Origin of the sequence: Paraglaciecola sp. (assembly GCF_039964565.1) — a bacterium.
In the GTDB taxonomy this organism is placed as follows: Bacteria; Pseudomonadota; Gammaproteobacteria; order Enterobacterales; family Alteromonadaceae; genus Paraglaciecola.
The window spans coordinates 318,783-344,157 of record NZ_JBDVXF010000044.1; the positions used below are offsets into that span (position 1 = coordinate 318,783).

General features: G+C 41.1%; 18 protein-coding genes. 14 read left to right on the plus strand and 4 right to left on the minus strand.

The window, feature by feature from the left end; translation table 11 throughout:
- Positions 1–269: 269 nt before the first annotated feature.
- Positions 270–1,904, minus strand: coding sequence for a methyl-accepting chemotaxis protein (locus tag ABJK37_RS21120; RefSeq protein WP_348357968.1), 1,635 nt, complete (start codon positions 1,902–1,904; stop codon positions 270–272).
- A 254-nt stretch (positions 1,905–2,158) separates the two neighbouring features.
- Between ABJK37_RS21120 and ABJK37_RS21125 the strand changes: the two genes are divergently transcribed.
- The 3 genes from ABJK37_RS21125 to ABJK37_RS21135 all read left to right on the plus strand — a co-directional run bounded on the left by ABJK37_RS21125 (position 2,159) and on the right by ABJK37_RS21135 (position 4,600).
- Positions 2,159–3,571 (plus strand): aldehyde dehydrogenase family protein, encoded by a 1,413-nt coding sequence (locus ABJK37_RS21125; RefSeq protein ID WP_348357970.1) that lies wholly within the window; start codon positions 2,159–2,161, stop codon positions 3,569–3,571.
- Positions 3,572–3,580: 9 nt separating this feature from the next.
- The gene (locus tag ABJK37_RS21130) at positions 3,581–4,000 is read left to right on the plus strand and encodes a VOC family protein (protein ID WP_348357972.1); all 420 of its coding nucleotides are present in this window, start codon (positions 3,581–3,583) and stop codon (positions 3,998–4,000) included.
- Between the two features lie 132 nt (positions 4,001–4,132).
- A complete protein-coding gene (locus ABJK37_RS21135; RefSeq protein WP_348357974.1) occupies positions 4,133–4,600 on the plus strand; it encodes a Dps family protein in 468 nt (155 codons plus the stop codon).
- 84 nt (positions 4,601–4,684) lie between these two features.
- Here ABJK37_RS21135 and ABJK37_RS21140 read toward each other — a convergent pair whose 3' ends face one another.
- Positions 4,685–5,356, minus strand: a complete 672-nt coding sequence (locus ABJK37_RS21140) for a YitT family protein (RefSeq protein ID WP_348357975.1) — start codon at positions 5,354–5,356, stop codon at positions 4,685–4,687.
- 342 nt (positions 5,357–5,698) lie between these two features.
- On the opposite strand from ABJK37_RS21140, the gene ABJK37_RS21145 reads away from it, so the two are divergent.
- Entirely contained in the window at positions 5,699–6,589 is an 891-nt protein-coding gene (locus ABJK37_RS21145) for a dienelactone hydrolase family protein (protein WP_348357977.1), read from the plus strand.
- Positions 6,590–6,732: 143 nt separating this feature from the next.
- The gene (locus ABJK37_RS21150) at positions 6,733–6,954 is read left to right on the plus strand and encodes a hypothetical protein (protein ID WP_348357979.1); all 222 of its coding nucleotides are present in this window, start codon (positions 6,733–6,735) and stop codon (positions 6,952–6,954) included.
- 141 nt (positions 6,955–7,095) lie between these two features.
- Here ABJK37_RS21150 and fadA read toward each other — a convergent pair whose 3' ends face one another.
- Positions 7,096–8,259, minus strand: a complete 1,164-nt coding sequence (gene fadA, locus ABJK37_RS21155; RefSeq protein ID WP_348357980.1) for an acetyl-CoA C-acyltransferase FadA — start codon at positions 8,257–8,259, stop codon at positions 7,096–7,098.
- A 20-nt stretch (positions 8,260–8,279) separates the two neighbouring features.
- Positions 8,280–10,439, minus strand: coding sequence for a fatty acid oxidation complex subunit alpha FadB (gene fadB, locus ABJK37_RS21160; RefSeq protein WP_348357983.1), 2,160 nt, complete (start codon positions 10,437–10,439; stop codon positions 8,280–8,282).
- A 286-nt stretch (positions 10,440–10,725) separates the two neighbouring features.
- Here fadB and ABJK37_RS21165 point away from each other — a divergent pair, with 286 nt between their 5' ends.
- The 9 genes from ABJK37_RS21165 (at position 10,726) to ABJK37_RS21205 (ending at position 25,349) form a co-directional block, all read left to right on the plus strand.
- Entirely contained in the window at positions 10,726–12,654 is a 1,929-nt protein-coding gene (locus tag ABJK37_RS21165; RefSeq protein WP_348357985.1) for a transglycosylase SLT domain-containing protein, read from the plus strand.
- A gap of 82 nt (positions 12,655–12,736) precedes the next feature.
- Positions 12,737–14,065 (plus strand): Xaa-Pro dipeptidase, encoded by a 1,329-nt coding sequence (gene pepQ, locus ABJK37_RS21170; protein WP_348357987.1) that lies wholly within the window; start codon positions 12,737–12,739, stop codon positions 14,063–14,065.
- 40 nt (positions 14,066–14,105) lie between these two features.
- A complete protein-coding gene (locus ABJK37_RS21175; RefSeq protein ID WP_348357989.1) occupies positions 14,106–15,191 on the plus strand; it encodes a diguanylate cyclase in 1,086 nt (361 codons plus the stop codon).
- A 140-nt stretch (positions 15,192–15,331) separates the two neighbouring features.
- Positions 15,332–17,650 carry a DUF5916 domain-containing protein gene (locus tag ABJK37_RS21180; protein WP_348357991.1) on the plus strand — a complete coding sequence of 773 codons (2,319 nt, stop codon included), beginning with the start codon at positions 15,332–15,334 and terminating at the stop codon, positions 17,648–17,650.
- Between the two features lie 87 nt (positions 17,651–17,737).
- The gene (locus ABJK37_RS21185; RefSeq protein WP_348357993.1) at positions 17,738–18,673 is read left to right on the plus strand and encodes a slipin family protein; all 936 of its coding nucleotides are present in this window, start codon (positions 17,738–17,740) and stop codon (positions 18,671–18,673) included.
- 3 nt (positions 18,674–18,676) lie between these two features.
- Complete coding sequence (locus ABJK37_RS21190) at positions 18,677–19,129, plus strand: NfeD family protein (protein WP_348357995.1); 453 nt, start codon at positions 18,677–18,679, stop codon at positions 19,127–19,129.
- 141 nt (positions 19,130–19,270) lie between these two features.
- Entirely contained in the window at positions 19,271–20,389 is a 1,119-nt protein-coding gene (locus tag ABJK37_RS21195) for a hypothetical protein (protein ID WP_348357997.1), read from the plus strand.
- A gap of 426 nt (positions 20,390–20,815) precedes the next feature.
- Positions 20,816–21,394, plus strand: a complete 579-nt coding sequence (locus tag ABJK37_RS21200) for a PEP-CTERM sorting domain-containing protein (RefSeq protein ID WP_348357999.1) — start codon at positions 20,816–20,818, stop codon at positions 21,392–21,394.
- A gap of 274 nt (positions 21,395–21,668) precedes the next feature.
- A complete protein-coding gene (locus tag ABJK37_RS21205; RefSeq protein ID WP_348358001.1) occupies positions 21,669–25,349 on the plus strand; it encodes an Ig-like domain-containing protein in 3,681 nt (1,226 codons plus the stop codon).
- Positions 25,350–25,375: the final 26 nt, after the last annotated feature.

Genomic DNA, 25,375 nt, shown 5'->3' on the forward strand with positions numbered 1-25,375 from the left:
AAATAGACTTTAGAATGCATAGAATCGCTAAGTTATTGGATAATAGAAACAAGTTGTTGTGGTGAATCTCGCCGACTATATTCTGGTGCGGGGCGAATAGTGATTCAACCCTTTACGCAGCAAAAACTGTTTCAACACACTATCTATCACGTTAGTGTTGGCGTATTTGCTAATTCTTGATTAGAGACAAAAGTAAACGTCGACCTTTGCCAATGAAGTTCTAAAGTTGCTATTGATAATAGTATTAGGAGCTGTGCCAAATAGTGTCGCTAAGATTTGATCTTAAATTCGCTTATGGAGCTTTCAATATGCTGATAGATTAGTTCGAGTTTTTTCGAGGTTTCTTCCATAATTTCAGCTTCTTGCAATGACTGTGTATTCTGCAGCTCTATATTGTTTAGTGCTTCATCAATGGTATCGGTTTGCCCTAGCTGTCCGTCCATTTCTACTTCAATAACGCCATGTAAACGTCTAATTTGCATGATGATTTTGTGTAGCGAATCAATAAACTCTTGTGATTTTTCTGTTTGCGCTAAGCTAATTTCGGCTTGATCTTTACCTTGGGACATAGCTTGTACTGCGCTATCTGCTTCTTCTTGCAGCTTAGTAATATTGTCAGATATTTGTTTGGTTGATTCTTGAGTTTTAGTGGCTAAACTTCTGACTTCGTCCGCTACTACAGCAAAGCCTCGTCCGGACTCGCCTGCTCGCGCAGCTTCTATTGCTGCATTGAGTGCTAATAAATTGGTTTGGTCAGCTATACCGTTAATCACGTTAACGACATTTCCAATATTGTCGGTGTCGGTTTTTAAGTCAGCAATAATAAGTGAGGCGTGATTAGTGGCCTTAAGCATATTCTGACTTGTGGTTAAGTTATCTTTAAACATAGCTTGGCCCGCATCGGTTAGATCAGCACTATCATTTACTAAGGTGTTGGCTTCTGAAATAGCATCGCTTACTGAATTATTTGAGTCAGACAACTGTTGCATGTTGTCAGCAAGTCTTGAGGTTTCTTGGGTTTGCATGGTTAAACCCAATTTTACTTTTTCGAATGCCTTGAAAGTATTTTCAATAATATTTCCTAAACCTTTTATATCATTAACAATTTCCTTCAAAACGCGGCTTAGGCCTACCTGAATTTGTACAAAGTTTCTGGAAACTTGACCAATTTCGTCAGGGTTAGTGTTGTTGATGTCGTCAGTAAAGTCACCCTTGGCTATTTTTTGCGAGGCTAGGGTAATCGATTTAAGGGGAGAAATTATTCTGGTGTTCATGAACCAGCTGACCACTAACAAAATCAGAATAACTATGATCACAGTGCTGGCTTTTGTATATAAAAAGGTTGATTGAGCCCTAGACTGATTTGTTGTTTTGAGACTTAGGATACTTTTATTCATTGCATCTACGGCTAACACTAAGTTTTCTGTTGGTATCCTATCAATGCCTGAAACACTGCTATCAGCCTTTGTAATGTCTTGATTGGAGGCCATAAAAACATCATAGCCGTTGCGATAGGCGGATATCATCTCAGGGTAACTTTTTGCAAATTTTTGTATGTATTGTTTTGCAGCAGCATCATTAGGCATGGTCTGTAATAAATGCTCATAACTCGATTGTATTTTTGTGGCTGATTGATTAAAACGATCCCAATATTTACTAAGTTGTTGCGGATCATTTCCTCTGATTAAGGTATTTTTCCATTCCTGAACTTGGGTTTTAAACTGCACATTCAAATCAGCGACTTGTAACATGATTATCGCTTCTTCGTTAACGTTTTCGGAATAATCAGAAATGGCGTCTTTGATAGACGAAAAACCTAGAAACACTGTAATAACAATGCTCGACATCGCACAAATTAATAGCAGTAAAATTTTGTTTCTTATTTGTGAGCGAATTAATTGCATCTTTTATTTCCTTATACCGCACTGACTTATTTATAACGGCTGAAAGTAGTTTACTTTTAATGCCGGAGTGATTTTTCGAGTTTTGTGTCAGAACTGGTTTCCGAATATAGTGAGTTTTTATCTTTGAATCAAACATCACCTTCTAGTTTCAAGCCTAAGATCTTGCCGCAGCGCAATTAATTCAATTCACAGGTGATCCTCTTGGCTTTTTATGGGATAAGATAAACCACGAAATAAACCACTAGAGGTATTCGATGCAAACTACTACTCAGTCCACCGAAGTTTCTCCTACATCAGTTACTGATATTGCTCCTAAGATCCAAGCATTAAAAAACACGTTTTCCAAAGGCAGCACTAAAGCATTTGCATGGCGTGTAGCGCAGCTTCAACAAATCAAAAAGATGGTCATTGAAAACCAGGATGATATTTTTGCTGCGATGCAAAAAGACCTAGGTCGTTGTGATATGGAGTCGTGGACGGCTGAGCTAGGTGGTGTAGTAACTGAAGTGGAGCATTCAATCAAGCATCTAAAAAAGTGGATGAAACCGCGTAAAGTATCCACTCCTATAGTGGCACAGCCAGGTAAGAGTTATATGTTGCCAGAGCCGCTAGGTACAATTTTGATTATCGGTGCATGGAACTATCCATTGTTACTGGTTTTATCACCACTAGTCGCCGCTGTTTCGGCCGGCAATTGTGCACTGATTAAACCCTCTGAGTTGTCAGCGAACATGTCTAATTTAATCGCACAAATGGTTTCAGACTATTTAGATAACGATGCAATTAAAGTGGTGGAAGGTGCGGTAGAGGAAACCACTGAACTCTTAAAACATCAATTTGACCATATTATATATACCGGCGGGGATGTAGTCGGCAAAATTGTGATGCGCGCCGCAGCAGAGTTTTTAACGCCAGTGACTCTAGAGCTGGGGGGCAAAAGCCCGTGCATTGTGGATAGTTCGACCGATTTAGATGTTACCGCATCTAGAATTGTGTGGAGTAAATGGATGAATGCAGGGCAAACCTGTGTGGCTCCTGATTATGTGCTAGTAGAAAAACCTTTTGCCGAACCATTAATCACGGCGATCAAAAACAAAATCACAGAATTTTACGGTGCTGATGTGGTGAATTCGAAGGACTACGGGCGAATAGTAAGCGAACGTCACTGCTCACGCATAATTAAGTATTTAGCGAACCAAGATATTGTGTTTGGTGGTAATCATGACTTAGCAAATAAATACATTGAGCCTACTTTGGTGTTAGACCCAAATGCCGACAGTCCACTTATGCAAGAAGAGATATTTGGTCCAATTTTACCGATCATCACCCTAGACAATATTAGTCAGGCTATTCCCTACGTAAACGAACGCGAAAAACCCTTAGCATTGTACTTGTTTACTAAAGACTGTAGCTTTGAACAACAAGTACTAACGTCTACCAGTGCTGGTATGGTCTGTGTTAACGACGGATTTATGTTTGCCGCTAACCCAAACTTACCATTTGGTGGCGTAGGTAATAGTGGCACTGGGGCTTATCATGGCAAAATTGGTTTCGACAACTTTAGTCACTTAAAAACCGTTATGAAACGCAGTTTTTGGTTTGATGTGCCGCTACGTTACCCTCCTTTCACTGATAAGAAGTTTAAGCTTCTTAAAAAGCTCATATAGAAGTCTATTATGCAACTGGCTCCATTTCACTTAGCGATTCCTGTCACCGATTTACGCTTAGCCGAGGGTTTTTATGGCGGGTTATTAGATTGTGAGAAAGGTCGCTATTGTGAACAATGGATTGACTGGAATTTCTTTGGGCATCAATTAGTCACGCATGTAGTCAATACTATGCCTAGTTTGCCGAGTCACAATCAAGTCGATAATCATGCAGTGCCGGTACCGCATTTTGGTGTGGTACTACCGTGGAAAGATTGGCAACAATTAGCCCAAACCCTCGAAGGCAATGCGATAGACTTCGTTATTGAGCCTCAAATACGCTTTAAAGGACAAACAGGTGAACAAGCAACCATGTTTTTCCAAGATCCTAGCGGCAACGCCTTGGAGTTTAAGGCCTTTAAGAACCTAGACCAGCTATTTGCCTCTTAATACAAAAAGATAATTTATTTGATGGATTTTGATTGGTTATATCGATTGTGGTGTTTATTAATCTTCATTAGCAATTAGATCGCAAACCACCTATTCTCTATGTTCAGTTTCAACTCAACAAGGGAAAATACAATGAGTAATATCAACATTGGTATCAATGAAAAAGACAGAGAAACTATCGCCCAAGGGCTGAAATGTTTGTTAGCTGATTCATATACCTTGTATCTACAAACCCACAATTTTCATTGGAATGTCACTGGTGCACAATTCAGAGAACTACATTTAATGTTTGAAGAGCATTATACCGAGTTGGCAGTGGCTGTTGATGATATCGCCGAGCGTATTCGCACTCTAGATGTAGCGGCTCCTGGCACTTATAAAGAATTCGCAAAACTGAGTTCTATCCAAGAAGTGGACGGGGTTCCTTCAGGAAAAGAAATGGTAAAAATATTACTAGCGGGCCATGAAGCAGTAGTGATGACTTGTCGTAAAGTGTTATCCAGCGCGCAACAAGCTGATGATGAGTCAACTGCAGCATTAGTCTCCGACAGAATGCGAATCCACGAGAAAACCGCTTGGATGTTACGGGCTTTAAGTTAGTCTCTTACACTCAATAGTGGTTAAACCAAAAGGCCAAAACATTCATTATGTTTTGGCCTTTTGTCATTAGAAACTGTTTGCTGGTTATTCAGTGATTTTTAGCAGTTCTTCTTCTAAAGTTGCATCTTTATTTTTCGGTTTTTTCGGCTCTAAATAAGCCTGATACCTACCAGGTTTATGATTGACCGCAATCAACAGATTCAATGTAATTGCACCTATCACAGATAAAATGACGATGTCGAAATTAAAAATAAACATTGAAGAACCTAAAATCATAGCATCGACCAATAACCCAAAATTGCCCGCTCGAATGTTAAATTTATTTTGCAAATAAAGGGCTAAAATTCCTAGGCCACCCAGGCTGGATTTATGCCTAAACATTATCAATAGCCCCACACCAATCAACAAACCACCTGCTACTGATGCAAATAATGGGTGAATGCTTTCAATATGAATCAAATGTCCTATTTGTTCTGTCATAACAGACACCATAGAAACTGAAATAAAGGTATTAATAGTGAAACGTTTACTTAGTTGCGTCCAAGCTATGTAATAAAAAGGGATGTTAACCAAAAAGAACATTAGCCCAAAGTTCATATCAACTAAGTGAGTACCAACAATCGCTATGCCCGCAGTGCCGCCGGTTAGTAAATCATGAGTACCAAATAACACTACTCCGAAGGATACAAGCACCCCGGCACAAAAAAGTGCTAAAACGTCTTCATAAAATCTGTGCGTAGGAAAATTCACTGCCATACCTCGTATGCAAATAATTGGCTAAAAATCACTCTGTTATCAAGGCGCGCATTCTACAGATTTAGGTTGATATTGTTAGGCCACCAAGCACTTCAGTTTGAGGCCGGATAAGGTGCGTAAGTAGCGTATTCTTTACGACTTGAGTCAGTTATGTAAACAAGCTGTAGGCGAGATGTTTAATGGTCGAATTGCGAATATTAAACATACACTATTATCCGTTTGCTTTAGACAAAGTAAGCGATGTTTTTATCCATAAATATATTCGTTGGATATTTGATCTTTGATACGGTTTTTAGACTAAGATGGTTGAGATTAAATTCACAGTACCCCGGAGAGCGCTTTATGTCCCATATTTCAGCAAACAAAATCCCTCAACAGGCCTTTGATTGGTATGACGATTATGCACATGGTGATATTGACCGTCGAACATTTTTGAGTCGGCTGGGCTCTCTCTCTGTGGCGGGTTTAACTTTTGGTGCTGTAACTAGTGCGTTGACGCCAAATTATGCTTTGGCAGAACAAGTATCCTTTAACGACCAAGATATTAAAGCCACCTATCAAGAGTTTGACTCTCCTAAGGGGCATGTTAAAGGTCAGGGATATTTAGTGGTACCTAATAATATCAGCAACGCAGCACCTTTGGTCTTAGTGGTGCATGAAAATCGAGGATTAAATCCTTATGTGAAAGATGTAGCAAGGCGTTTAGCAAAACAAGGGTTTATTGCATTTGCGCCAGATGCTTTGTATCCACTCGGAGGCTACCCAGGTAATGACGATCAGGGTCGCTCAATGCAGCGAAGTATGGACAGAGAAAAAATCGATCAAGATTTCATTGCCGCAGCGAACTATTTGAAAAAATACGCGTTAGGAAATGGCAAATTAGGTGTGGTTGGTTTTTGTTTTGGTGGCTATGTGAGCAACATGCTGGCAGCTACTATACCCAATCTTGTTAACGCAGCGGTGCCATTTTATGGCACACCTGCAAAAGGTGACTTAATTAAACAGGTCGAGGCACCGATAATGCTTCAATTTGCCGAAAACGATAAACGTGTGAATGATACTTGGCCTGACTATGAAGCGGCATTAAAAACCAATAAAGTTAATTACATCGCGCATTTTTACCCAAATACCCAACATGGCTTTCACAATGATTCCACTAGCCGCTATGATCCTAAAATGGCTGAGTTGGCTTGGTCGCGTACTTTAGCGTTTTTTAGACAACATTTAGTGTGACACCTTTATTATAAATATCGCTGATACTTAAAACATGGTGTGAACTAATTGTGCTGGCTTCTAGATAAATCTAGTTACACTTTTAGTCATGACTTAAGCCTTTGCTTGAGCCATGATTAATGTATTAATAAAAGGAATATAACGTGAATAAAGATATAAAAGGCTTGTGTTTGTTTTTGGGTATGATTGGTTTAGCCTATGCGGCGATACTGGTAATAACCATGGTTTTCACTGGTGTAAAAATCTTAAAGAGTATTGTGTTTATTTCCGCTTTTTCATCTTTCTTGGTTAGTTTAGGTCTTACCTCTCAAGTTAAACAACGATTAGTTTATTTAGTTAAACAAAAAGTCACTTCTTATAAGTAGATACCCACAAAGGCATCGAGCGTACAAGTTTGGGCTTGCTTTGATTAGTTTTTAACTCAAACCTGAATGACGATTGTTCCATACAAAAAAGGCATTACTTTAACCAAAGTAATGCCTTTTTAATTTGCAGTTTAGAGTGAGTTATACGCGCTCAAATACTGTTGCTATTCCTTGTCCTAAACCAATACACATGGTCGCTAAGCCAATTGATTTGTCATTAGCTTCCATCAGATTGATTAGGGTAGTAGAAATACGTGAGCCAGAACAGCCTAAAGGATGGCCAAGTGCGATTGCACCACCGTTTAAGTTGACTCTGTCGTCGTAGTTATCTATCCAACCCAATTGTTTGATACAAGATAACGCTTGGGCAGCAAAGGCTTCATTAAACTCAGCTAACTCTATATCAGCCATAGTCATACCTGCGCGTTTTAATGCCTTTTTAGTGGCAGGTACTGGACCGAATCCCATAATAGCTGCATCACAACCGGCTACTGCCATAGCGCGTATTTTCGCGCGAGGGGTGAGTCCCAATGCTTTGGCTTTGTCGGCAGACATAATCAACATAGCAGAGGCACCATCTGAAAGAGCAGAAGAGGTACCAGCCGTAACTGTGCCATTAACTGGGTCAAATACTGGTCGTAATGCTGCCATGGTTTCTACTGTTGAGTCAGGGCGAATCACTTCATCTACAGTAATAGATTTTAAAATACCATCTGCATCATGGCCTTGAGTAGCCACAATTTCACTTGCCCAGCGGCCTTCTAACGTTGCTTGATGGGCGCGTTGATGTGAACGGGCGCCAAATGCATCTTGCATCTCACGGGAGATGCCATTTTGACGGCCTAACAATTCCGCTGTCATACCCATGCTACCCGAAGCCTTAGCAGTATGTTTGGCTATGCCTGGGTGAAAATCTAAATTGAAATCCATAGGCACATGACCCATGTGTTCAACACCGCCTATCATGTAAACATCACCACGACCCGACATGATACCGCTGGTGGCGTCATGTAAGGCTTGCATCGATGAGCCACATAAACGGTTGACCGTTACAGCACCCGTTGAACGAGGAATGTCGGTTAACAATTGTGCATTTCGGGCAATGTTAAAGCCTTGTTCTTTGGTTTGCTGTACACAGCCCCAAATGATGTCTTCAATTTCGTTAGGATCTAGGTTGGGATTACGCTCAACTAACTTTGACATTAAGTGTGCGGATAAGGTTTCGGCGCGCACGTTGCGAAAAATACCGCCTTTAGAGCGACCCATAGGTGTGCGTATACAATCAACTACTACGACTTCTTTCATGATCTTCTCCTGATAATTTGTTACACAGACTGCGCAAAATAAGATTTGTTTGATGCGGCCATTTCGCGCACACCATCTGATATTTGATAAATAGGACCTAAGTCGGCGTATTTATCAGCCAAGGCTACAAAGTTGGCTAAGCCCATAGTTTCAATGTAACGGAAAATACCGCCCTTAAAAGGAGGGAAACCTAGTCCATAAAGCAAGGCCATATCAGCTTCTGCGGCGCTGGCAACAATGCCTTCTTCTAAACAACGAATCGCTTCATTTGCCATAGGAATCATTACCCGAGCAATAATTTCGTCTTTATCGAAATCACGCTTATCCGCGCAGTGCGGTGCGAACAATTCATACGCTTCTGGCGCTGCGACTTTGGCAGGGCGACCACGTTTGTCTAGACTGAAATTGTAGAAGCCTTTGCCGTTCTTTTGACCGAAACGTTCCGCTTTGTATAAAAGCGTCACAGGATCGTTGGCAATTTTTTGCATGCGTTGTGGAATACCATCCGACATTACACTTGATGCGTGGTCAGCTGTATCCATGCCTACTACATCAAGTAAAAATGCAGGGCCCATTGGCCAACCGAAGATTTTTTCCATGACTTTATCAACAGCCACAAAATCGGCGCCGTCCATCACCAATTTGCTGAATCCAGCGAAATACGGGAACAATACGCGGTTAACTAAAAAGCCAGGGCAATCGTTAACTACAATTGGGGTTTTACCCATTTTTAGAGTGGCTGCAACAACCGCAGAGATGGTGTCTTCACTCGTTTTTTCACCGCGAATAATTTCAACCAATGGCATTTTGTGCACAGGGTTAAAGAAGTGCATACCGCAGAATCGTTCAGGTTTTTGCAAACTCTCTGCTAATTGATTGATTGAAATCGTAGAAGTGTTAGAACAGATAATGGCATCGTCAGCAACATGTGTTTCGGTTTCGGCTAGCACTATGCCTTTAACTTTCGGGTTTTCAACCACCGCTTCAATCACAAGGTCTACATCTTTAATGGCTGAATATTCAAGTGTTGGGGTAATATTGTTGAGCGTGGTGGCCATTTTAGTGGCGTCCACTTTGCCACGCTGCATGCCTTTACCTAGAATGGTCGCCGCTTCTTTTAGGCCTAGGTCTAGCGCTGCCTGATTAATATCTTTCATGATGACAGGCGTGCCTTTTACAGCAGACTGATAGGCAATACCGCCACCCATAATTCCTGCACCTAAAACGGCAGTTTGTTTGATCGCTTTTTGGGCTGCTTTAGCTTGTTTTTTGCCTTTCCCTTTTACTAGTTGATCCGCTAAAAATATGCCGACCTGAGCCTTAGCTGCGTCGGTTTTAGCTAATATCGCAAAGCCTTGATTTTCTAGTTTAAGTGCACCGTCTCTATCTAAGCCTGCGGCTTTAGAAATCGTTTCTACCATCATATGTGGTGCTGGATAATGTTTGCCAGCTTGTGCTGCTACCATGGCTTTAGCCGTTGAGAAACTCATCATGGCTTCGTTTTGATTAAGTTGCAGAGGAGCCTTTTTTTCATCGCGGCGGGCTTGCCATGTCAAGTCACCTGAAATGGCGTCTTTTAACATGCTAATTGCTGCATCTGATAGTTTTTCTGGCGCGACAACAGCGTCAACTGCTCCTTCTTTAAGGGCTTTCGCAGCTTTACGGTCGCGTCCTGTTGTCATCCACTCTAATGCATTGTCGGCACCGATAAGACGAGGCAGACGTACTGTTCCGCCAAAACCAGGCATTAAACCTAGTTTCACTTCTGGTAAACCGATGCTGGCCGAGGTGTCTGCCACCCTCAGATCACAAGCTAAAGCCATTTCGCAACCGCCGCCTAGCGCAAAACCATTAACCGCTGCGATGGTAGGAAAAGGTAAATCCTCAAAACGGTCAAATACTTGGGATGTTTTCGCTACCCAAGTCAGTACTTCTTCATCTGGCAAATCAAACAAACCTGTAAATTCGGTAATATCAGCACCTACAATAAAGGTGGATTTTGCAGATCGAACTACTACACCTTTTACGTCTGAGTTGGCTGCTAAGGCCTGAGTCGCTGCATCTAAGTCTGCCACTGTTTGTTGATCAAACTTGTTAACCGAACCTGGGGCATCAAATACTAATTCAGCAATGCCATCTTGTAGTAAATTAACCTTGAGGCTTTTACCTTCGTATATCATCATCATCTCCTATGGCTATCGCCAAAGCGTGGGTTGGGAGCAGGCCATCGGCCTCCGAATGTAGTTCCTGTGAATTGTTGTTAAAACTAATTAAAAGAGCAACCTAGTTTTAACAACTTTCAACAAAATCAGTCATAGTCTTAACATGCGGGTAAATGTCGCTAATTCAACTGGTCATTCCAGTTAAAGTGGTAATTTATTTTAAATACTCGCATTTATCCGTAAACAAGTTTGCTAGTATCAGGTCTATCATCTTATCTAGCGTTTCTTTGATATAGTGGAATTTGTGACTATTCGTTATTTTCTTCATCTGGCAATTACTAGTATCTTGTTAACTCAAGTTGTACTGGCCGCACCTGCCCTTGACCGTGAGCAGCAACGAAAGCTTTTTGTTGAAGCTGAGAGGTTAGCGCACAATCCTAATAGCAGTGTATTTAAAAAATTAATGCAGCAACTCGACGGTTATCCTCTTAAACCTTATGTTGAATTAAAAACCTTAAAAAAATTTCCATTTATGGCGAACAAAAATCAAATACAGAGTTTTTTGTCCGAATATGAATCGACGCCATTAGATAGGCCTCTGCGCAAAAAATGGTTGCAGTATTTGAGCAAACAGCAGCAACCAGAACTCTTTAGGCATTTTTATCGATATATGGGCAACGCCGCTCTAGCCTGCAAGTACGCGGAAATACTGTTGCAGCAAGATCCGATAGATACTCAAGCATTTAATTTGGCTGAAGAGCTTTGGGTGGTGGGTAAATCGCAGCCTAAGGAATGCGATCTCTTATTTAGAAAATGGAGCAAAGCCGGTAAGCGCACACCGGAACTAGTATGGAAACGGTTGTCTTTAGCTGCTGATGGCGGCAATCACACACTTATCCCCTACTTAAAAACCTTAATGCCTAAAGAACAACAATACTTAGCCGATCTGTGGTTAAAAGTGCGACGGTCATCTAGCCAAGTTTCTCGGCTATCAAATTTCCCGGGAAAATTTCCAGAAAAAGAAACTGAGATACAAGTATACGGCTTAAAGCGTTTAATAAGCAGCAACAGAGATTTAGCATTGCGTAGTTGGGAAAAACTCTCTAGCAGGTTTATTTTTTCAGATTCACAACTAAAACAAATCACGCATCGCTTTGCTATTTTTTTAGCCCTCGCAGACCATGAAAAGGCTGAGGTTTGGTTAGAAAAGGCTATGGATTTTGAGCCTGATGCTGAATTAATGCGTTGGCATTTAGCCCATGTTTTACGGAAACGAAACTGGCAGCACGCCTTGGATGTCATTGATTTTGTCCCTAAAGATGTTTCCTATGAGAATGTGTTTCAATATTGGCAAGCCCGTGCTTACGCAAAAGTTGGAGCTAAAGAATTGTCCGATAAAGGATTAAAAACACTTGCTAAACAGCGTCATTACTATGGCTTTTTGGCAAGCGGACAGTTATCTGAAATGGCAAGCTTAAATGACAATCCTTTGCTGGTTGCCCAAGCAGACTTAGATGAAATGGCGGCAATGCCGGCAGCGCAAAGAGCTTTTGAATTTAGAAAGCTGGGTCGAAATCTTAGTGCCAGACGCGAATGGATTTTTTTGCAAAGCCAATTAACCCAACAGCAAAAAGCAACAGCCGCGGTGTTGGCTAGCCAGCAAAATTGGCACGACCAAGCTATTTTTGGTTTTTCTAAATCCGGTTATTTAGATGATTTGAGCAGGCGTTTTCCCATGGCATACGATAGTCAATTGCAAAGTAATGCCAAGAAAAACAATATCGATGTTGCATGGGCATACGCCATTGTAAGACGAGAAAGTTCTTTTATGCCAGATGCTGCTTCGCATGCGGGGGCACTAGGGTTAATGCAAATGATGCCTGGAACTGCTCACTATTTGGCAAAGAAAAAAATCAATAGAAATAGTTTGTTTAATCCTGGTATCAATGTCGAACTAGGTACCCAGTATATGCGTTACCTGATGAATAAAATGGACAATAATCCTATTCTAGCTACTGCGTCATATAATGCTGGTTGGCGCAGGGTGAAACAGTGGCTACCAGAAAAAGAGAGTGTACCTCTGGACTTATGGATAGAAACTATTCCCTATAAAGAAACTCGTAACTACGTCAAAGCAGTTTTAGCTTACCAACAAATATATCGTCAACAATTAGGAGGGAGCGAGAATTTGTTTAAAGATCTTGCCACTATGCAAATAGCGCCGAAGAGTTAGCAATATTTTGGCGCGATATCCAAACACAAGAGTTTTTAAGCTTATGTTATTCTATCGTTATATTATTTGATGAGTATCTGGCATGTCACTTCTAAACCAAATTGAACAAACCTATCCACAACATATTTTCGAGTTACAAAGTCGCACTCGTGAAGCCATTCAGCGAGAGAGTATTGACGGACTGATCATCCACTCTGGACAAAGTAAACGTTTGTTTTTAGACGACAACAATTATCCTTTTAAAGTGAACCCTCAGTTTAAGGCATGGCTGCCCGTAATTGATAACCCAAATTGTTGGTTGATAGTTAATGGAGTAGATAAACCCAAGTTAGTGTTCTATCGACCTAAAGATTTTTGGCACAAAGTTCCAGATGAACCCAATGAATTTTGGGCGCAGCAGTTTGATATTGTTTTGTTAACCCAAGCCGATGCAGTAGAGAAACACTTACCCTTTGATAAAACTAAGTACGCTTACATAGGTGAATACATAGAAGTGGCTAAGGCATTAGGTTTTGATTTAGTGAATCCAGATAGGGTAATGCATTACCTACATTACCAACGCGCTTACAAAACCGATTACGAATTAATTTGTATGCGACAAGCCAATAGCATTGCAGTTGATGGGCATCGCGCGGCTAAAATCGCATTTGAACAGGGCTTGAGTGAGTTTGATATTAATCTAGCTTACCTTTGCGCAGTTAGGCAGGGTGACAATCAAGTGCCTTACAACAATATCGTTGCGCTCAATGAAAATGCGTCGATTTTGCATTACACCAATGTTGCTACCGATGTGCCTGCGGATTCACGTTCATTTTTAATTGACGCAGGAGCCAACTTTAACGGTTATGCGGCTGATATCACCCGAACTTATGTTAGAGAGCCGGGTATGTTCGCAGATTTAATAGAATCGGTGCATCAAATTACCCTGCAATGTGTTGACGAGTTAAAACCTGGTGTGTCCTATGTGCAGATTCATTGCAGTGCGTTTAAGCAAATCGCCGCGCTGCTAAGCGATGCCGGTATTGTGAATTTGGCTGCGAGTGATGTTTTTGAGTCGGGAATAGTTAATACGTTTTTCCCTCATGGCATAGGGCATTTCTTGGGTTTACAGGTACATGACGTAGCTGGCCATGTTTCTGATGACAGAGGTACACCCAAGCCGAGTCCTGAGGCTCATCCATTTTTGCGAAATACTCGTACTATTGAGGCCAGACAAGTTTTTACCATTGAACCTGGATTATATTTTATTGATAGTTTGTTGGCCGATCTAAAAAGCAGTGAACAGTCCAAATACATCAATTGGAATATAGTCGATAAAATGCGTCCTTTTGGCGGTATACGAATTGAAGACAATGTAATAGTGCATCGTGACAGAAACGAAAACATGACTCGCGAGTTTAATTTGAACTAACTTTTATAGCTCAAATTTTTCTAGCTACAGAGGTAAGCGCTTGGTTTTAGATAAGCTGAAGAAGCTAGTTGATAACAGTGATAAAATCTTCAATCTTGTATTGTTGGTGGTCATCGCTGCTGTTTGTTTTGTTTGGGCCGTTGAGGAAACGCTAGAGGTTATTTTTGACTACGATCGTTATGGTTATATAACGAGTATTTTGGCTTTAGCGGCATGTTTTGGGTTGAGTACTTTTGCTAAAAAAGCGCGTATTGCTCGTATTGCTACTTTTATCTATCTAACGTCATACCTTCTTTTTCTTCTAGTCATCACGTTTTTGCAAGCGGCTAATACCGGCAATATATACACTATGGCTTCCACTTTGTTGTGGGTACCTCTTATTTATCTTGTCTCGTTTTTATTTTTGTCCAATAAGCAGGCAATCATAAGTGCGATATTCATTTATTGCTTAATGTTGGTTTTATTATATTTGGCTCATGCAGATGTATTTGAGCTCAAAAATACTGTGTTGCAAGCTTTATTGCTTAATGCCGCTTTATCACAGGGTGTATGTATTTTTTGTTTGTTTGGTGTGATCAAACTTAAAATGACCAAGGATGCATCAGACTTACATGCTCAAAAAATGGAGAAAGCCGCCAATATCGACGGATTATTGGGAATAGGTAACAGACGGATGTTACAACATCAGCTAAATACTGTGGTAACGAGCTACTCTGCGGTGTCGTTGTTATTGGTAGATGTGGATCATTTTAAGATCATTAATGACACTCATGGGCACTTGGTGGGTGACGATATTTTGCGGGAACTCACTGAATGTATTCAGAAAAGCTTGCGCCCTCAAGATACATTTGGCCGTTGGGGAGGTGAAGAATTTTTAGTTATTGCCAATGGAACTGAATTATCAAGCGCTGAAACCTTAGCCGAAAGAATAAGACACAAAGTAGAGCAGCATGACTTTACGACAGTGGGGCCTGTGACTGTGAGTATTGGTGTTGCACAATTCCATTGTGAAAGGTCGAGTAGTCATACCTTTGCAATTGCAGACCAAGCCTTATATGAAGCGAAACGTGCTGGTCGAAATCGGGTTGTTACTGCTTCGTCAGATTCAGATTGTATCGGGAGCTAGGAATAAAATGTAGCTCGTCTAAGTAACTCGTTATTTGAACGTATAAAGAAGATTTTGTTGCGTTATTAGACTACCCTTCTGCAAATTTTTGTCCAAAAACGCCAATTTGGATATCTAGCTGTTACTGGAACCTATTGTCAATGCCAAACTTATTGATTTGTCTGCTGCTGCTTATTGGCGGCGTAAATGTAGCGCTTGCTAAACAAAACAAGCCCAAGCCTCCTCATTTCGCTTTATTAGACATTCCCAACATAACTGCAGACATCAAAGTTGATGGGGAGCTTGACGAAGAACAATGGCAACAAGCAAAAGAACTAGAACTCAATTACGTAACTAGCCCATTTGAAAACACCCGTCCCCCGGTAACCACTAAAGTTAAAATGTTTGAAAATGGTCATACTCTTTTTGTGGCATTTATTGCGCAGGATCCAAAGGTAGAAAACATCAATGCGTTTTATAGAGATAGAGACGGGATCTGGAGTGATGATTTAGTTGGGATTAAGCTTGATACGTTTAACGATAGTCGCTTGGCATATCAGTTTTTTGTTAACCCATTAGGTATTCAAGCAGATTCAATTCAAAACGAAATGACTGGTAGTGAAAGCGACAGTTGGGACGGTATCTGGCAGTCTGCGGGTAAAATTGTAGCGACTGGATACCAAGTGGAAATTGCTATTCCGTTGCGTATTCTGAATTTTGAAGAGGGGAGCAAACACAAGGTTTGGGGGGCTGAATTGGTTCGTTTTTTTCCGAGAACAGATCGTTTACGTATTTCAAATATGCCTCTGGACAGAAACAATTCATGTGATTTGTGTCAGATGGGCGCGATTTCTGGCTTTAAAAAGGCTAAGCAAGGTAAAAATTTAGCATTGATCCCAACGTTAGTCTTGGGTAAAGGGCAGAGTCGTGAGCCAGAAGATAGTATGGTCTGGGAAGATTCAGACAATAAAGAGTTGGGTTTGGACCTGAAATGGGGAATTACTCCTGAAGTTTCCTTACAGGCAACCCTTAATCCTGATTTTTCCCAAGTCGAAGCTGATGTTGCTCAACTAAGTATCAATGATACCTTTGCACTGTTTTTTGACGAAAAGCGTACCTTTTTCTTAGAGAATTCTGACTATTTTTCAAGTAATTATGATTTGGTTTATACCCGCAATGTCGGCGCCCCAGACTATGGTGCCAAAGTAACCGGTCGAATTGACCAACATACTTTTGGTGTGTTTGTGGCTAACGACGAATCCACCACTTTTTTAGTGCCGGGTAACTTAGGTTCAAGTATTGCTTCTTTTGAAGAAGAGTCGACCAATGTCGCACTGCGTTATCGCTATGATTTATCTGAAAATTTGTCAGTAGGCTGGACTAGCACTCTGCGAGATGCACAGGATTATTACAACTACGTAAACGGTATTGACGCTAAATATCAATTGACAGACAAAGACACCTTTCGTGCCCAAATATTGAGGACTGACACCCAATACCCAATAGATTTATATAAAGAATTTTGTGACGATAACTGTGAACAGCCACAGGACTATTCAGAAACCGCGCTGCGCTTGAATAATAGCGAGGCTTTTAGTGGCAAAGCTTATACCGTTAGTTATGATCATGATGAGCGCAATTGGGATTTTTCTTTATATCGAAATAGCCGTGGAGCAGGCATTCGTACAGATTTAGGTTTTGGTTCTTTGGCGGATCGTCATCAATCGGTTATTGGTGGCGGGTACAATTGGTTTAGTGAAAATACTTGGTGGAACAAAATTCGACTCTCGGGTGATTGGGATATCAGCCATAATGATGATGGAGCGTTTCTTGAAAAAGAAGCGGAAGCTTATCTGAGTATGAACGGTCGAATGCAATCTTATTTTGAAATAGGATTGTTAAAGCGCGATAGGGTTGGTTTGCGGGACGATCCAAGCAAACTGAGTATTGTTAACAACACCAGCTTGTTTACTGAAAAAATGTTGAGTTTTTATTTTGAAATGCGCCCTACCTCAACTTGGTATCTAAGTACATTTTCTCGAATCGGCGATCAGATCGATTTTGATAATAATAGATTGGGTAAACTATTATTGGTGCGTCCAACCATCAATTGGAATTTAGGAAAAAGTTTACAGCTTAATCTTCGTCATACTTATCAAAATCTTGATGTGGATAATCAGCAACTATTTACTGCAAACCTTTCAGATTTTCGAGCTACTTACCAGTTTGACCAGCGTCAATTTTTGCGATTAATTTTGGTGTATTCTGATATTGAACGTAATCAACAAAACTATAGCTTTGATGTTGACGCTATCAGCAAAGGACTGGGCACGCAGCTTTTGTATTCCTATAAACTCAATCCTCTCACCAAGTTTTTTGTGGGTTATTCAGACTCCGCTTACCAAGATGATGTGTTAACAACTTTGACCAAAAATCAGCGTTCAGTATTTATGAAATTTAGTTACGCGTGGTTAAACTAGGGCGCCGATAAAGCTTGATAATTGTGTCCATAGGTCATATATCTTAACTTGCGGCAAGTTTAGCCGTGTCGAATAAGGAAGTCTGTTATGGAAGTATTACTCGATTACATTTTTACTGCACAAACATTGATCTTAGTATTTGTTGTGGTGTTACTTAAAACCTCTATTAAATTTGTTCCTCAAAACCGCGCTTATGTCATTGAACGATTTGGTAAATACCAGTCAAGTAAAGAAGCCGGCCTTAATTTTATTTTACCTTTTATCGACCGAATTTCTGCTGACCGCTCCTTGAAAGAGCAGGCTGTTGATGTGCCCGAACAAAGCGCTATTACTAAAGACAATATTTCTCTGCATGTCGACGGTGTATTATATTTCCGTGTACTTGACCCCTATAAAGCCACTTACGGGGTAGACGACTATGTGTTTGCGGTGACGCAACTTGCACAAACAACGATGCGTTCTGAGCTGGGGAAAATGGAACTTGATAAAACCTTTGAAGAAAGGGATATGCTTAACACTAATATTGTGACATCAATCAATGATGCCGCAGGTCCTTGGGGTATCCAAGTACTCCGTTATGAGATCAAAGATATCGTGCCGCCACAATCTGTGATGGAAGCCATGGAAGCGCAAATGAAGGCCGAAAGGGTGAAACGGGCGCAAATTTTAGAATCCGAAGGTGACAGACAAGCGGCGATAAACCGCGCTGAAGGTCAAAAAGCGTCGGTAGTGTTGGCCGCAGAAGCCGACAAAGAAGAACAAGTATTGCTTGCTGAAGGTGAGGCGAAAGCGATAGTGGCTGTAGCAACCGCTCAGGCAGAAGCATTGCGCCAAGTGGGTGAAGCTGCGGCAACCGAAGAAGGACAAAAAGCCATACAGCTTGACTTAGCAACTAAAGCAATTGAGGCAAAGCAGGCCATAGCGAAAGAATCTTCAGTTGTGTTGTTACCAGATAACGCTACCGAAGCATCTGGCGTGGTTGCACAGGCCATGACTATCATCAATCAGTTAAACAAGGGTTAGCGTATGGATTGGGCATTCAATAATTTAGCTGAAAGTTTGCTCATCCTTGGCATTCTTTTGTTGGTGATCGAAGTGGCAGTGTTAGGTTTCTCCACGTTTGTGCTGTTTTTTGTTGGTTGTGCAGCGGTGATTACCGCCGCTTTACTATATCTCGGTATCGTCCCTGACACTATGTTGGCGGCCATGCTAAGCACTGGTATTTTGACAGCATTATTAGCAGTGTTGTTATGGAAACCATTAAAGAGCATGCAAACCCAGGTAGATAACACCAAAGCCAAAGGTGATCTGGTGGGCCACAGTTTTGTATTGGTTGAAGATGTGGCGCCTGAATTAACGCCTATTTACCGGTATTCTGGTATTGACTGGAAACTAATAGCCACTGAACATTTAGTGTCTGGTACTAAGGTACAAGTAGTAGAAGCTGATGTCGGTAAATTTCATATAAAAGCATCGTAGTTTTAGGTGTTTACTATCGAAGTCGGGTACATCCCGACTTTTCTTTTTGTGACGCTAAGTGGTTACAATGCTTGTAATTTATTGTGCAACCTCATATAAATAATTAGTAATTGATAACACTAGACAAATTAGTAGACATTAATGGTTAAGCACAGGCCACTTTTTAGACATATTCGAGATCACAACGCGCTTTTTAGCGAGCTGGCTATGGCGCGAAATTCTTATGCGCAAAGTCTTGGCCTCAACGACTATGTGTATCACAAGACTCCAAAATTCATCACAGCTGATGGACGCAGACTAACCATTGAGCCTGAAAGAAGTTTGATAGTACAAAACTATCAATCCTTTGCAGGGGTTAAGAATGTGTTGCAGCGAGAAATTCCTGGGTTTTATATAGTGAATAATAGCGATATTGGATTTCGCTACCCTACCGCAGCTATAGCGAATTTAGATGCACCTTTCATTAAACGTTTTCGTTCAGAGTTTTTTCATAGAGATAATGAAGACAGAAGTATCTGCAGACCACGCAATCTCTCTTATGGCATTAAAAGTCGTGGTAAAGGCGACAACAGGCAAGAATATGAAGTTTGGGTGCCAGATGAAAATGTGCAATTAGATCCTACCCCGTTATTTATCGAAAAGTATGGTGAAGACTTACCTGATGAAGTGCGCCAATTCGCTAGTTTACCTCCAGTCGTTTATGGTTGGATGGGGGTAAAACGCGCAGCATTCGAAGCCATCTATTTAAGTAAAAAAGCTATTGGTGATATTGCCATCAATATAGGCTTGTCGGTTGATGCATATAATATAGGTGCTCGGCCGGATCTTTCATTTTCTCCCTTAGTTGACAGTTCCATAGCCAAGCATAATGCTGAGATAGAATGGGAAGTGATGGGTTATTATGCGCCAAAAGGTGAACACCCTAGTCATGATGAAATTTGGCGTGGCATTGATCACGCAATTGAGGCCGTTAGTGCGCCGCTAAATAACACCTATCACAATGTTGCGATTAATATCCAAGAAAGCAAAACCGAACGTATATTGAGTTGTATCGCGGAACAACAAATATCAAATCAGCAGATACTTGATTGGAATCTAAAACCTTGGGAGTTTTTACAAGACTCAAGCGATTCTAGGCGTAAATCTCATGATCCCAGTCGTGCTGTTAACTTGTTGGGTAGACTCAATCGATTGTTTTATCAAGAAACTTTTAGGTTGCCTTCATTAAAAGAAGTACATGAGTTGATCGCGCGGTCTTGAAGGTGAAATTATGTCAGTATTTTTAACAAGTTCAGATAAGTTAAATTGTTATTGTTATGTAACATTATGATTTAAAATGATTTTTAATGATGGCATGCATGTTGCTTTGTTTCATCTAAGCTGGCTTCGTTATTATCTATTTGACTTGGTAATAACACAACAGGTTGTAATTTAACGATGAATTAAATTGAAGCTAATCAATATTCAATTTTAGGTTTTATACTAATGTATAGTATCCAATACGGTAAGATGTTTTGTACAGTTATACATTACCAGTGATTTATCTGTTGTATTGTGATTAAAATTCGATAAGTATGTAAAATAACCAGTAAGCCAACTTTTAGTAAGACCACTATTTCGGTCAAATCCTTGTTAAACCGCAAGGTTAGTCGCATCACGAAGCGATGTTAATAATTGGAGAATGTTATGAGTAGTAAATTCTTAAAAGTGATTTTTGCAGTTGTCATGTCAATAGGGGCGTTTGGTCAAGCTAACGCAGGTTTGATTGTGGGTGAAAATTATTTAGACTCTGAAAATTTAATCTGGGAGTACGTAGGTAGTTATGACATGATTGATGGCCCTTCTTGGCCTTCTGATAGTCCTGCAGCGTACAATGGTTTAGAAGCCGCAGTTGCATCTGGAGTAACGAATCTACCTTTGGCAGATATCGCTATCGCAGCATTTGATATTGATTTTGATTTTGATTTGGTTTCAACCGGTGATCAACTAGTAAATCATATGGCTTGGTATGATGGGGCTGGAGTTGCTATTAGTATGTTTAGTGAAGACATAGTAGCAGATGGAAATGGTGATGGTTTTTATACTCAAGGTGTATTTGCTAATGGTCAAACTGACCGATCCGCTTGGGTAGATGACCGTGTTTTTTTCGCGGGTGATTACGTTAACTATGTATTCAAACGCGTTAGTGTATCCGAGCCAGCAACGCTTGCTATTTTTGCATTAGCGATTTTTGGCCTAGTTAGTGTTCGTCGACTTAAAAACTAAAATTCAGGCTTTTTAAATTCTACAAAGCCTTTCAAATATCCTTAAAGCCGATACTTATGTATAAGACAATATACCTTATATTGTCTTATACAGTCATATAGTACTAAAGATAATTCGGTTTTTTTGTTACTGTAATTCCGATAAATTAACATATTTAAATACTAAATTTAACGACTAGGCAGAGCCGGTTTGTGGCTGATGTAGTTTTAGTTGCTAAATCAAATAGTGACTCGCGCGAACCAGCGATGAAAGTAAATTACTAGGAATGTTATCTATGAAAAATTTTACTACCTCAAAAGATGCAAAAATAGTCGATATAACCGGACTCGTTCAAATTGAGTTGGCCGAAAGTGTAGGATTACAAATAGGCGACAATCTTACATCTGGTACCGTTTTATCTTTTTCTGAAGGTAGTGAAATCACTCTAATTTTTGCAGATGGTTCACAGCAAAAATTGAGCAGTGAATTTGGCGAGATACAGATTGCTGACGTTCAATCTATGCAACAAGATACGCTATCTGCGGTATCACAAGAGCAAAACCAAGTCTCAAATCAGGTGTCACCTGATAACGAGCAAGCTGATATCGATGCTATTCAAGCACTAATAGAATCAGGAGATGAGGTTGACGTGCCAGATACCGCAGCTGGTGGTTTAACCAATAACGAAGGAACAAGTTTTGTCACCTTAGCCAGAGATGGCAATCAATTATTGGCTGGCGCGGGTTACGATACAACTGAACTAGACAATGCGGCTGGTATTGCAGAAGTCCCTACATTGGTTGATCCAATTGACAATTCCAATGCATTGCCAGAGGCCGTTGATGATACTTTTTCTATGGATGAAAACACCCAGTTAACGGGCGCTCTTTTAGGTAATGATGACTTGGGCGACCAAGCAACAACAGTAACCGCATTTGATGGTACTTCTAGTAACGGTGGCGAAGTAGCAGTTGATGGTTCGGGTAACTTTACTTACACCCCTGTCGAAGATTTTGTAGGCACTGATACCTTTAGTTACACCATTACTGATGCTGATGGAGACGCCAGTACCGCAACTGTGACGGTGAATATTGCTAACGTTAATCAGTTGCCAGAGGCCGTGGATGATGAGTTTGCAATGGATGAAAATACGCAACTCGCTGGTACTCTTTTAGGTAACGATGATTTAGGCGACGAAGATACCACGGTAACCGATTTTGACAGCACTTCAGTAAATGGTGGGGCGGTAACTGTAGATGCCGAGGGTAATTTTACTTATACCCCAGTAACCGATTTTGTAGGTTCAGATAGCTTTACCTATACCATTACTGATGCCGACGGCGACACGAGTACAGCGACCGTGACTGTAAACATTGCAAACGTTAATCAGTTACCAGAGGCCGTTGATGATACTTTTGAAATGGAAGAAAACACCCAGTTAACGGGTACTCTTTTAGGTAATGATGATCTAGGTGACGAAGAGACCACAGTAACGGAATTTGACAGCACCTCAACAAATGGAGGTGCTGTAACAGTAGACGCAGAAGGTAATTTTACCTATACCCCAGTAACGGATTTTGTAGGTTCGGATACCTTTACCTACACCATTACCGATGCAGATGGCGACACAAGTACTGCCACTGTGACAGTGAATATCGCCAACGTAAATAACCTGCCAGAAGCTGTAGATGACGTCTTCGACATAAATGAAAATACTCCGCTAAGCGGCAGTCTACTAGGTAATGATGATCTAGGTGATGAAGCCACAACAGTAACGAGTTTTGACAGTACATCAACCAATGGTGGCACCGTAAGCGTTGACGCTGAGGGTAATTTTACTTACTCCCCAGTAACAGATTTCGTGGGGTCAGATACCTTCACTTATACCATTACCGATGCAGACGGCGACACTAGTACCGCCACCGTGACGGTCAATGTAGCTAACGTGAATTTACTGCCCGATGCGGTTAATGACAACTTTAGAATGGATGAGAACACCCAATTAACCGGAACTTTACTGGGTAATGATGACTTAGGTGATAACCCAACTACAGTAACGTCATTTGATAGCAACTCTGCCAATGGCGGTACGGTCAATGTTAACGGCTCTGGAAATTTTACCTATACCCCGGCTTCAAACTTTGTAGGTACAGATACCTTTACCTATACGATTACCGATGCAAATGGAGATAGCAGTACTGCAACAGTGAGTGTTGCTGTCCTCGGGGCTAACCTTAACGCCATACCCGATGCAGTCAACGACAGCTTCAATGTGGATGAAAATACCGAATTAACTGGCAGCGTGATAGGCAATGATGACTTAGGTGATAACCCAACCACAGTGACGGCCTTTGATGCGACATCAGTCAATGGTGGCACGGTCAATGTGAACCCAGACGGTAGCTTCAGTTATACGCCAGCGAGCAACTTTGTCGGTGCAGACACCTTCACTTATACCATTACTGATGCAGACGGCGACACAGATACCGCCACGGTGACAGTGAATGTGGCTAACGTGAACTTATTACCTGATGCGGTCAACGACAGCTTTAATGTCGATGAAAATACCGAATTAACTGGCAGCGTGATAGGCAATGATGACTTGGGTGATAACCCGACCACAGTGACGGCCTTTGATGCGACATCAGTCAATGGTGGCACGGTCAATGTGAACCCAGACGGTAGCTTTAGTTATACGCCAGCGAGCAATTTTGTGGGCGCCGACACCTTCACTTATACGATCACCGATGCAGACGGCGACACAGATACCGCCACGGTGACGGTCAATGTGGCAAACGTGAATGCACCACCTGTTGCTGAGGACGATATCTTCAGCGTGGATGAAGGTAACAGTGTAAGCGGTAATGTTATTACTCATAATGATGGTGATGGTGCAGTTGATACTGACGGTGGCGATGGCGGAGCTTTGAGTGTCACTCATGTTAATGGCGTCGCATTAGTGTTTGATGCGACGACAGGTGCCGCGACAGTGGCGATTAAAGACGGTACTTTATCGATCAAAGCAGATGGTAGTTTTACTTACAATAATAGTGGTTATGTGCTGGGTACAGCGCCCCCTAGTTTTAACTATACTTTAAGTGACGGTATCGATTCTGACATAGGTGAGGTTACAATTAACGTAATTGACTATGCACCTGATGCTATCGATGACGTAAATTATATTCAACTGACACAGCTAGGTGATACAGATACAGCTAATCGTAATGGCGTTAAAGGAAACGTAGTCACTACAGGTAGTACTGGTGATAATGCCGATACATCTGTTGATGGATTTGGAACTCCAATTATCACCCAAGTGGCATACAATGGAAGCACTTTTCAATTTAGTGATACTGTCAGTTCACATGCTATTGATACTGGTTTTGGAGTTCTAACAATCAACAGCTCTGGGGCATATAATTTTGTTACTCCGACAGGTATGCAAATACCTGATGCCGATATGAACTTAGTATTTACTTACACAATTCAAGATGGAGACGTAGTTAATCCAGAAGAAGATTCAGCGGATCTAACTATCAACATTAAAAAACCTGTTGCACCAGAACCATTATCCAATGAACTGGATTTAGATTTCCAACAAACAAGCACCACTATTGACACTACATTTGATGCAAAAGTGGCACTACAGGCTGACAAGCTTGCGTTTAAATTCTCACCAGACTTAGACGGCTTAAGCGATATTTTAACCGAAGCAAACACTGACGGACTTGAGACATATTTAGCTGCAATCGGAGAAGATAACAGTTCTAAAGCCAATATTGAGCTTAGCAGTTCACAAAAAGATTCGCCTTTGGATGACGCGAAGGTATTGGCAAAAGAGCACAGCGACCAAGAGTTCAGTTCTTCGGCAACAGTGACTAATGGGTTATTGGAGGGAGGCGGCACCATATTAAGTGATCACGCTGCAGCCACAAGCGCACCTATTGCTGAATTCGACTCGGCGGAATTGTTATAGTAGGATTCGCTTAGTGTGCAATTTTA

Excerpts from the sequence above, each read along its gene's own strand:
- ABJK37_RS21200 (WP_348357999.1), top strand. The coding sequence starts at position 20,816 with ATGAGTAGTAAATTCTTAAAAGTGATTTTTGCAGTTGTCATGTCAATA.
- ABJK37_RS21185 (WP_348357993.1), top strand. The coding sequence starts at position 17,738 with ATGGAAGTATTACTCGATTACATTTTTACTGCACAAACATTGATCTTA.
- ABJK37_RS21195 (WP_348357997.1), top strand. The coding sequence starts at position 19,271 with ATGGTTAAGCACAGGCCACTTTTTAGACATATTCGAGATCACAACGCG.
- fadA (WP_348357980.1), bottom strand. The coding sequence starts at position 8,259 with ATGAAAGAAGTCGTAGTAGTTGATTGTATACGCACACCTATGGGTCGC.
- ABJK37_RS21190 (WP_348357995.1), top strand. The coding sequence starts at position 18,677 with ATGGATTGGGCATTCAATAATTTAGCTGAAAGTTTGCTCATCCTTGGC.
- ABJK37_RS21145 (WP_348357977.1), top strand. The coding sequence starts at position 5,699 with ATGTCCCATATTTCAGCAAACAAAATCCCTCAACAGGCCTTTGATTGG.
- ABJK37_RS21130 (WP_348357972.1), top strand. The coding sequence starts at position 3,581 with ATGCAACTGGCTCCATTTCACTTAGCGATTCCTGTCACCGATTTACGC.
- ABJK37_RS21120 (WP_348357968.1), bottom strand. The coding sequence starts at position 1,904 with ATGCAATTAATTCGCTCACAAATAAGAAACAAAATTTTACTGCTATTA.
- ABJK37_RS21205 (WP_348358001.1), top strand. The coding sequence starts at position 21,669 with ATGAAAAATTTTACTACCTCAAAAGATGCAAAAATAGTCGATATAACC.
- ABJK37_RS21125 (WP_348357970.1), top strand. The coding sequence starts at position 2,159 with ATGCAAACTACTACTCAGTCCACCGAAGTTTCTCCTACATCAGTTACT.
- ABJK37_RS21140 (WP_348357975.1), bottom strand. The coding sequence starts at position 5,356 with ATGGCAGTGAATTTTCCTACGCACAGATTTTATGAAGACGTTTTAGCA.
- fadB (WP_348357983.1), bottom strand. The coding sequence starts at position 10,439 with ATGATATACGAAGGTAAAAGCCTCAAGGTTAATTTACTACAAGATGGC.
- pepQ (WP_348357987.1), top strand. The coding sequence starts at position 12,737 with ATGTCACTTCTAAACCAAATTGAACAAACCTATCCACAACATATTTTC.
- ABJK37_RS21180 (WP_348357991.1), top strand. The coding sequence starts at position 15,332 with ATGCCAAACTTATTGATTTGTCTGCTGCTGCTTATTGGCGGCGTAAAT.
- ABJK37_RS21135 (WP_348357974.1), top strand. The coding sequence starts at position 4,133 with ATGAGTAATATCAACATTGGTATCAATGAAAAAGACAGAGAAACTATC.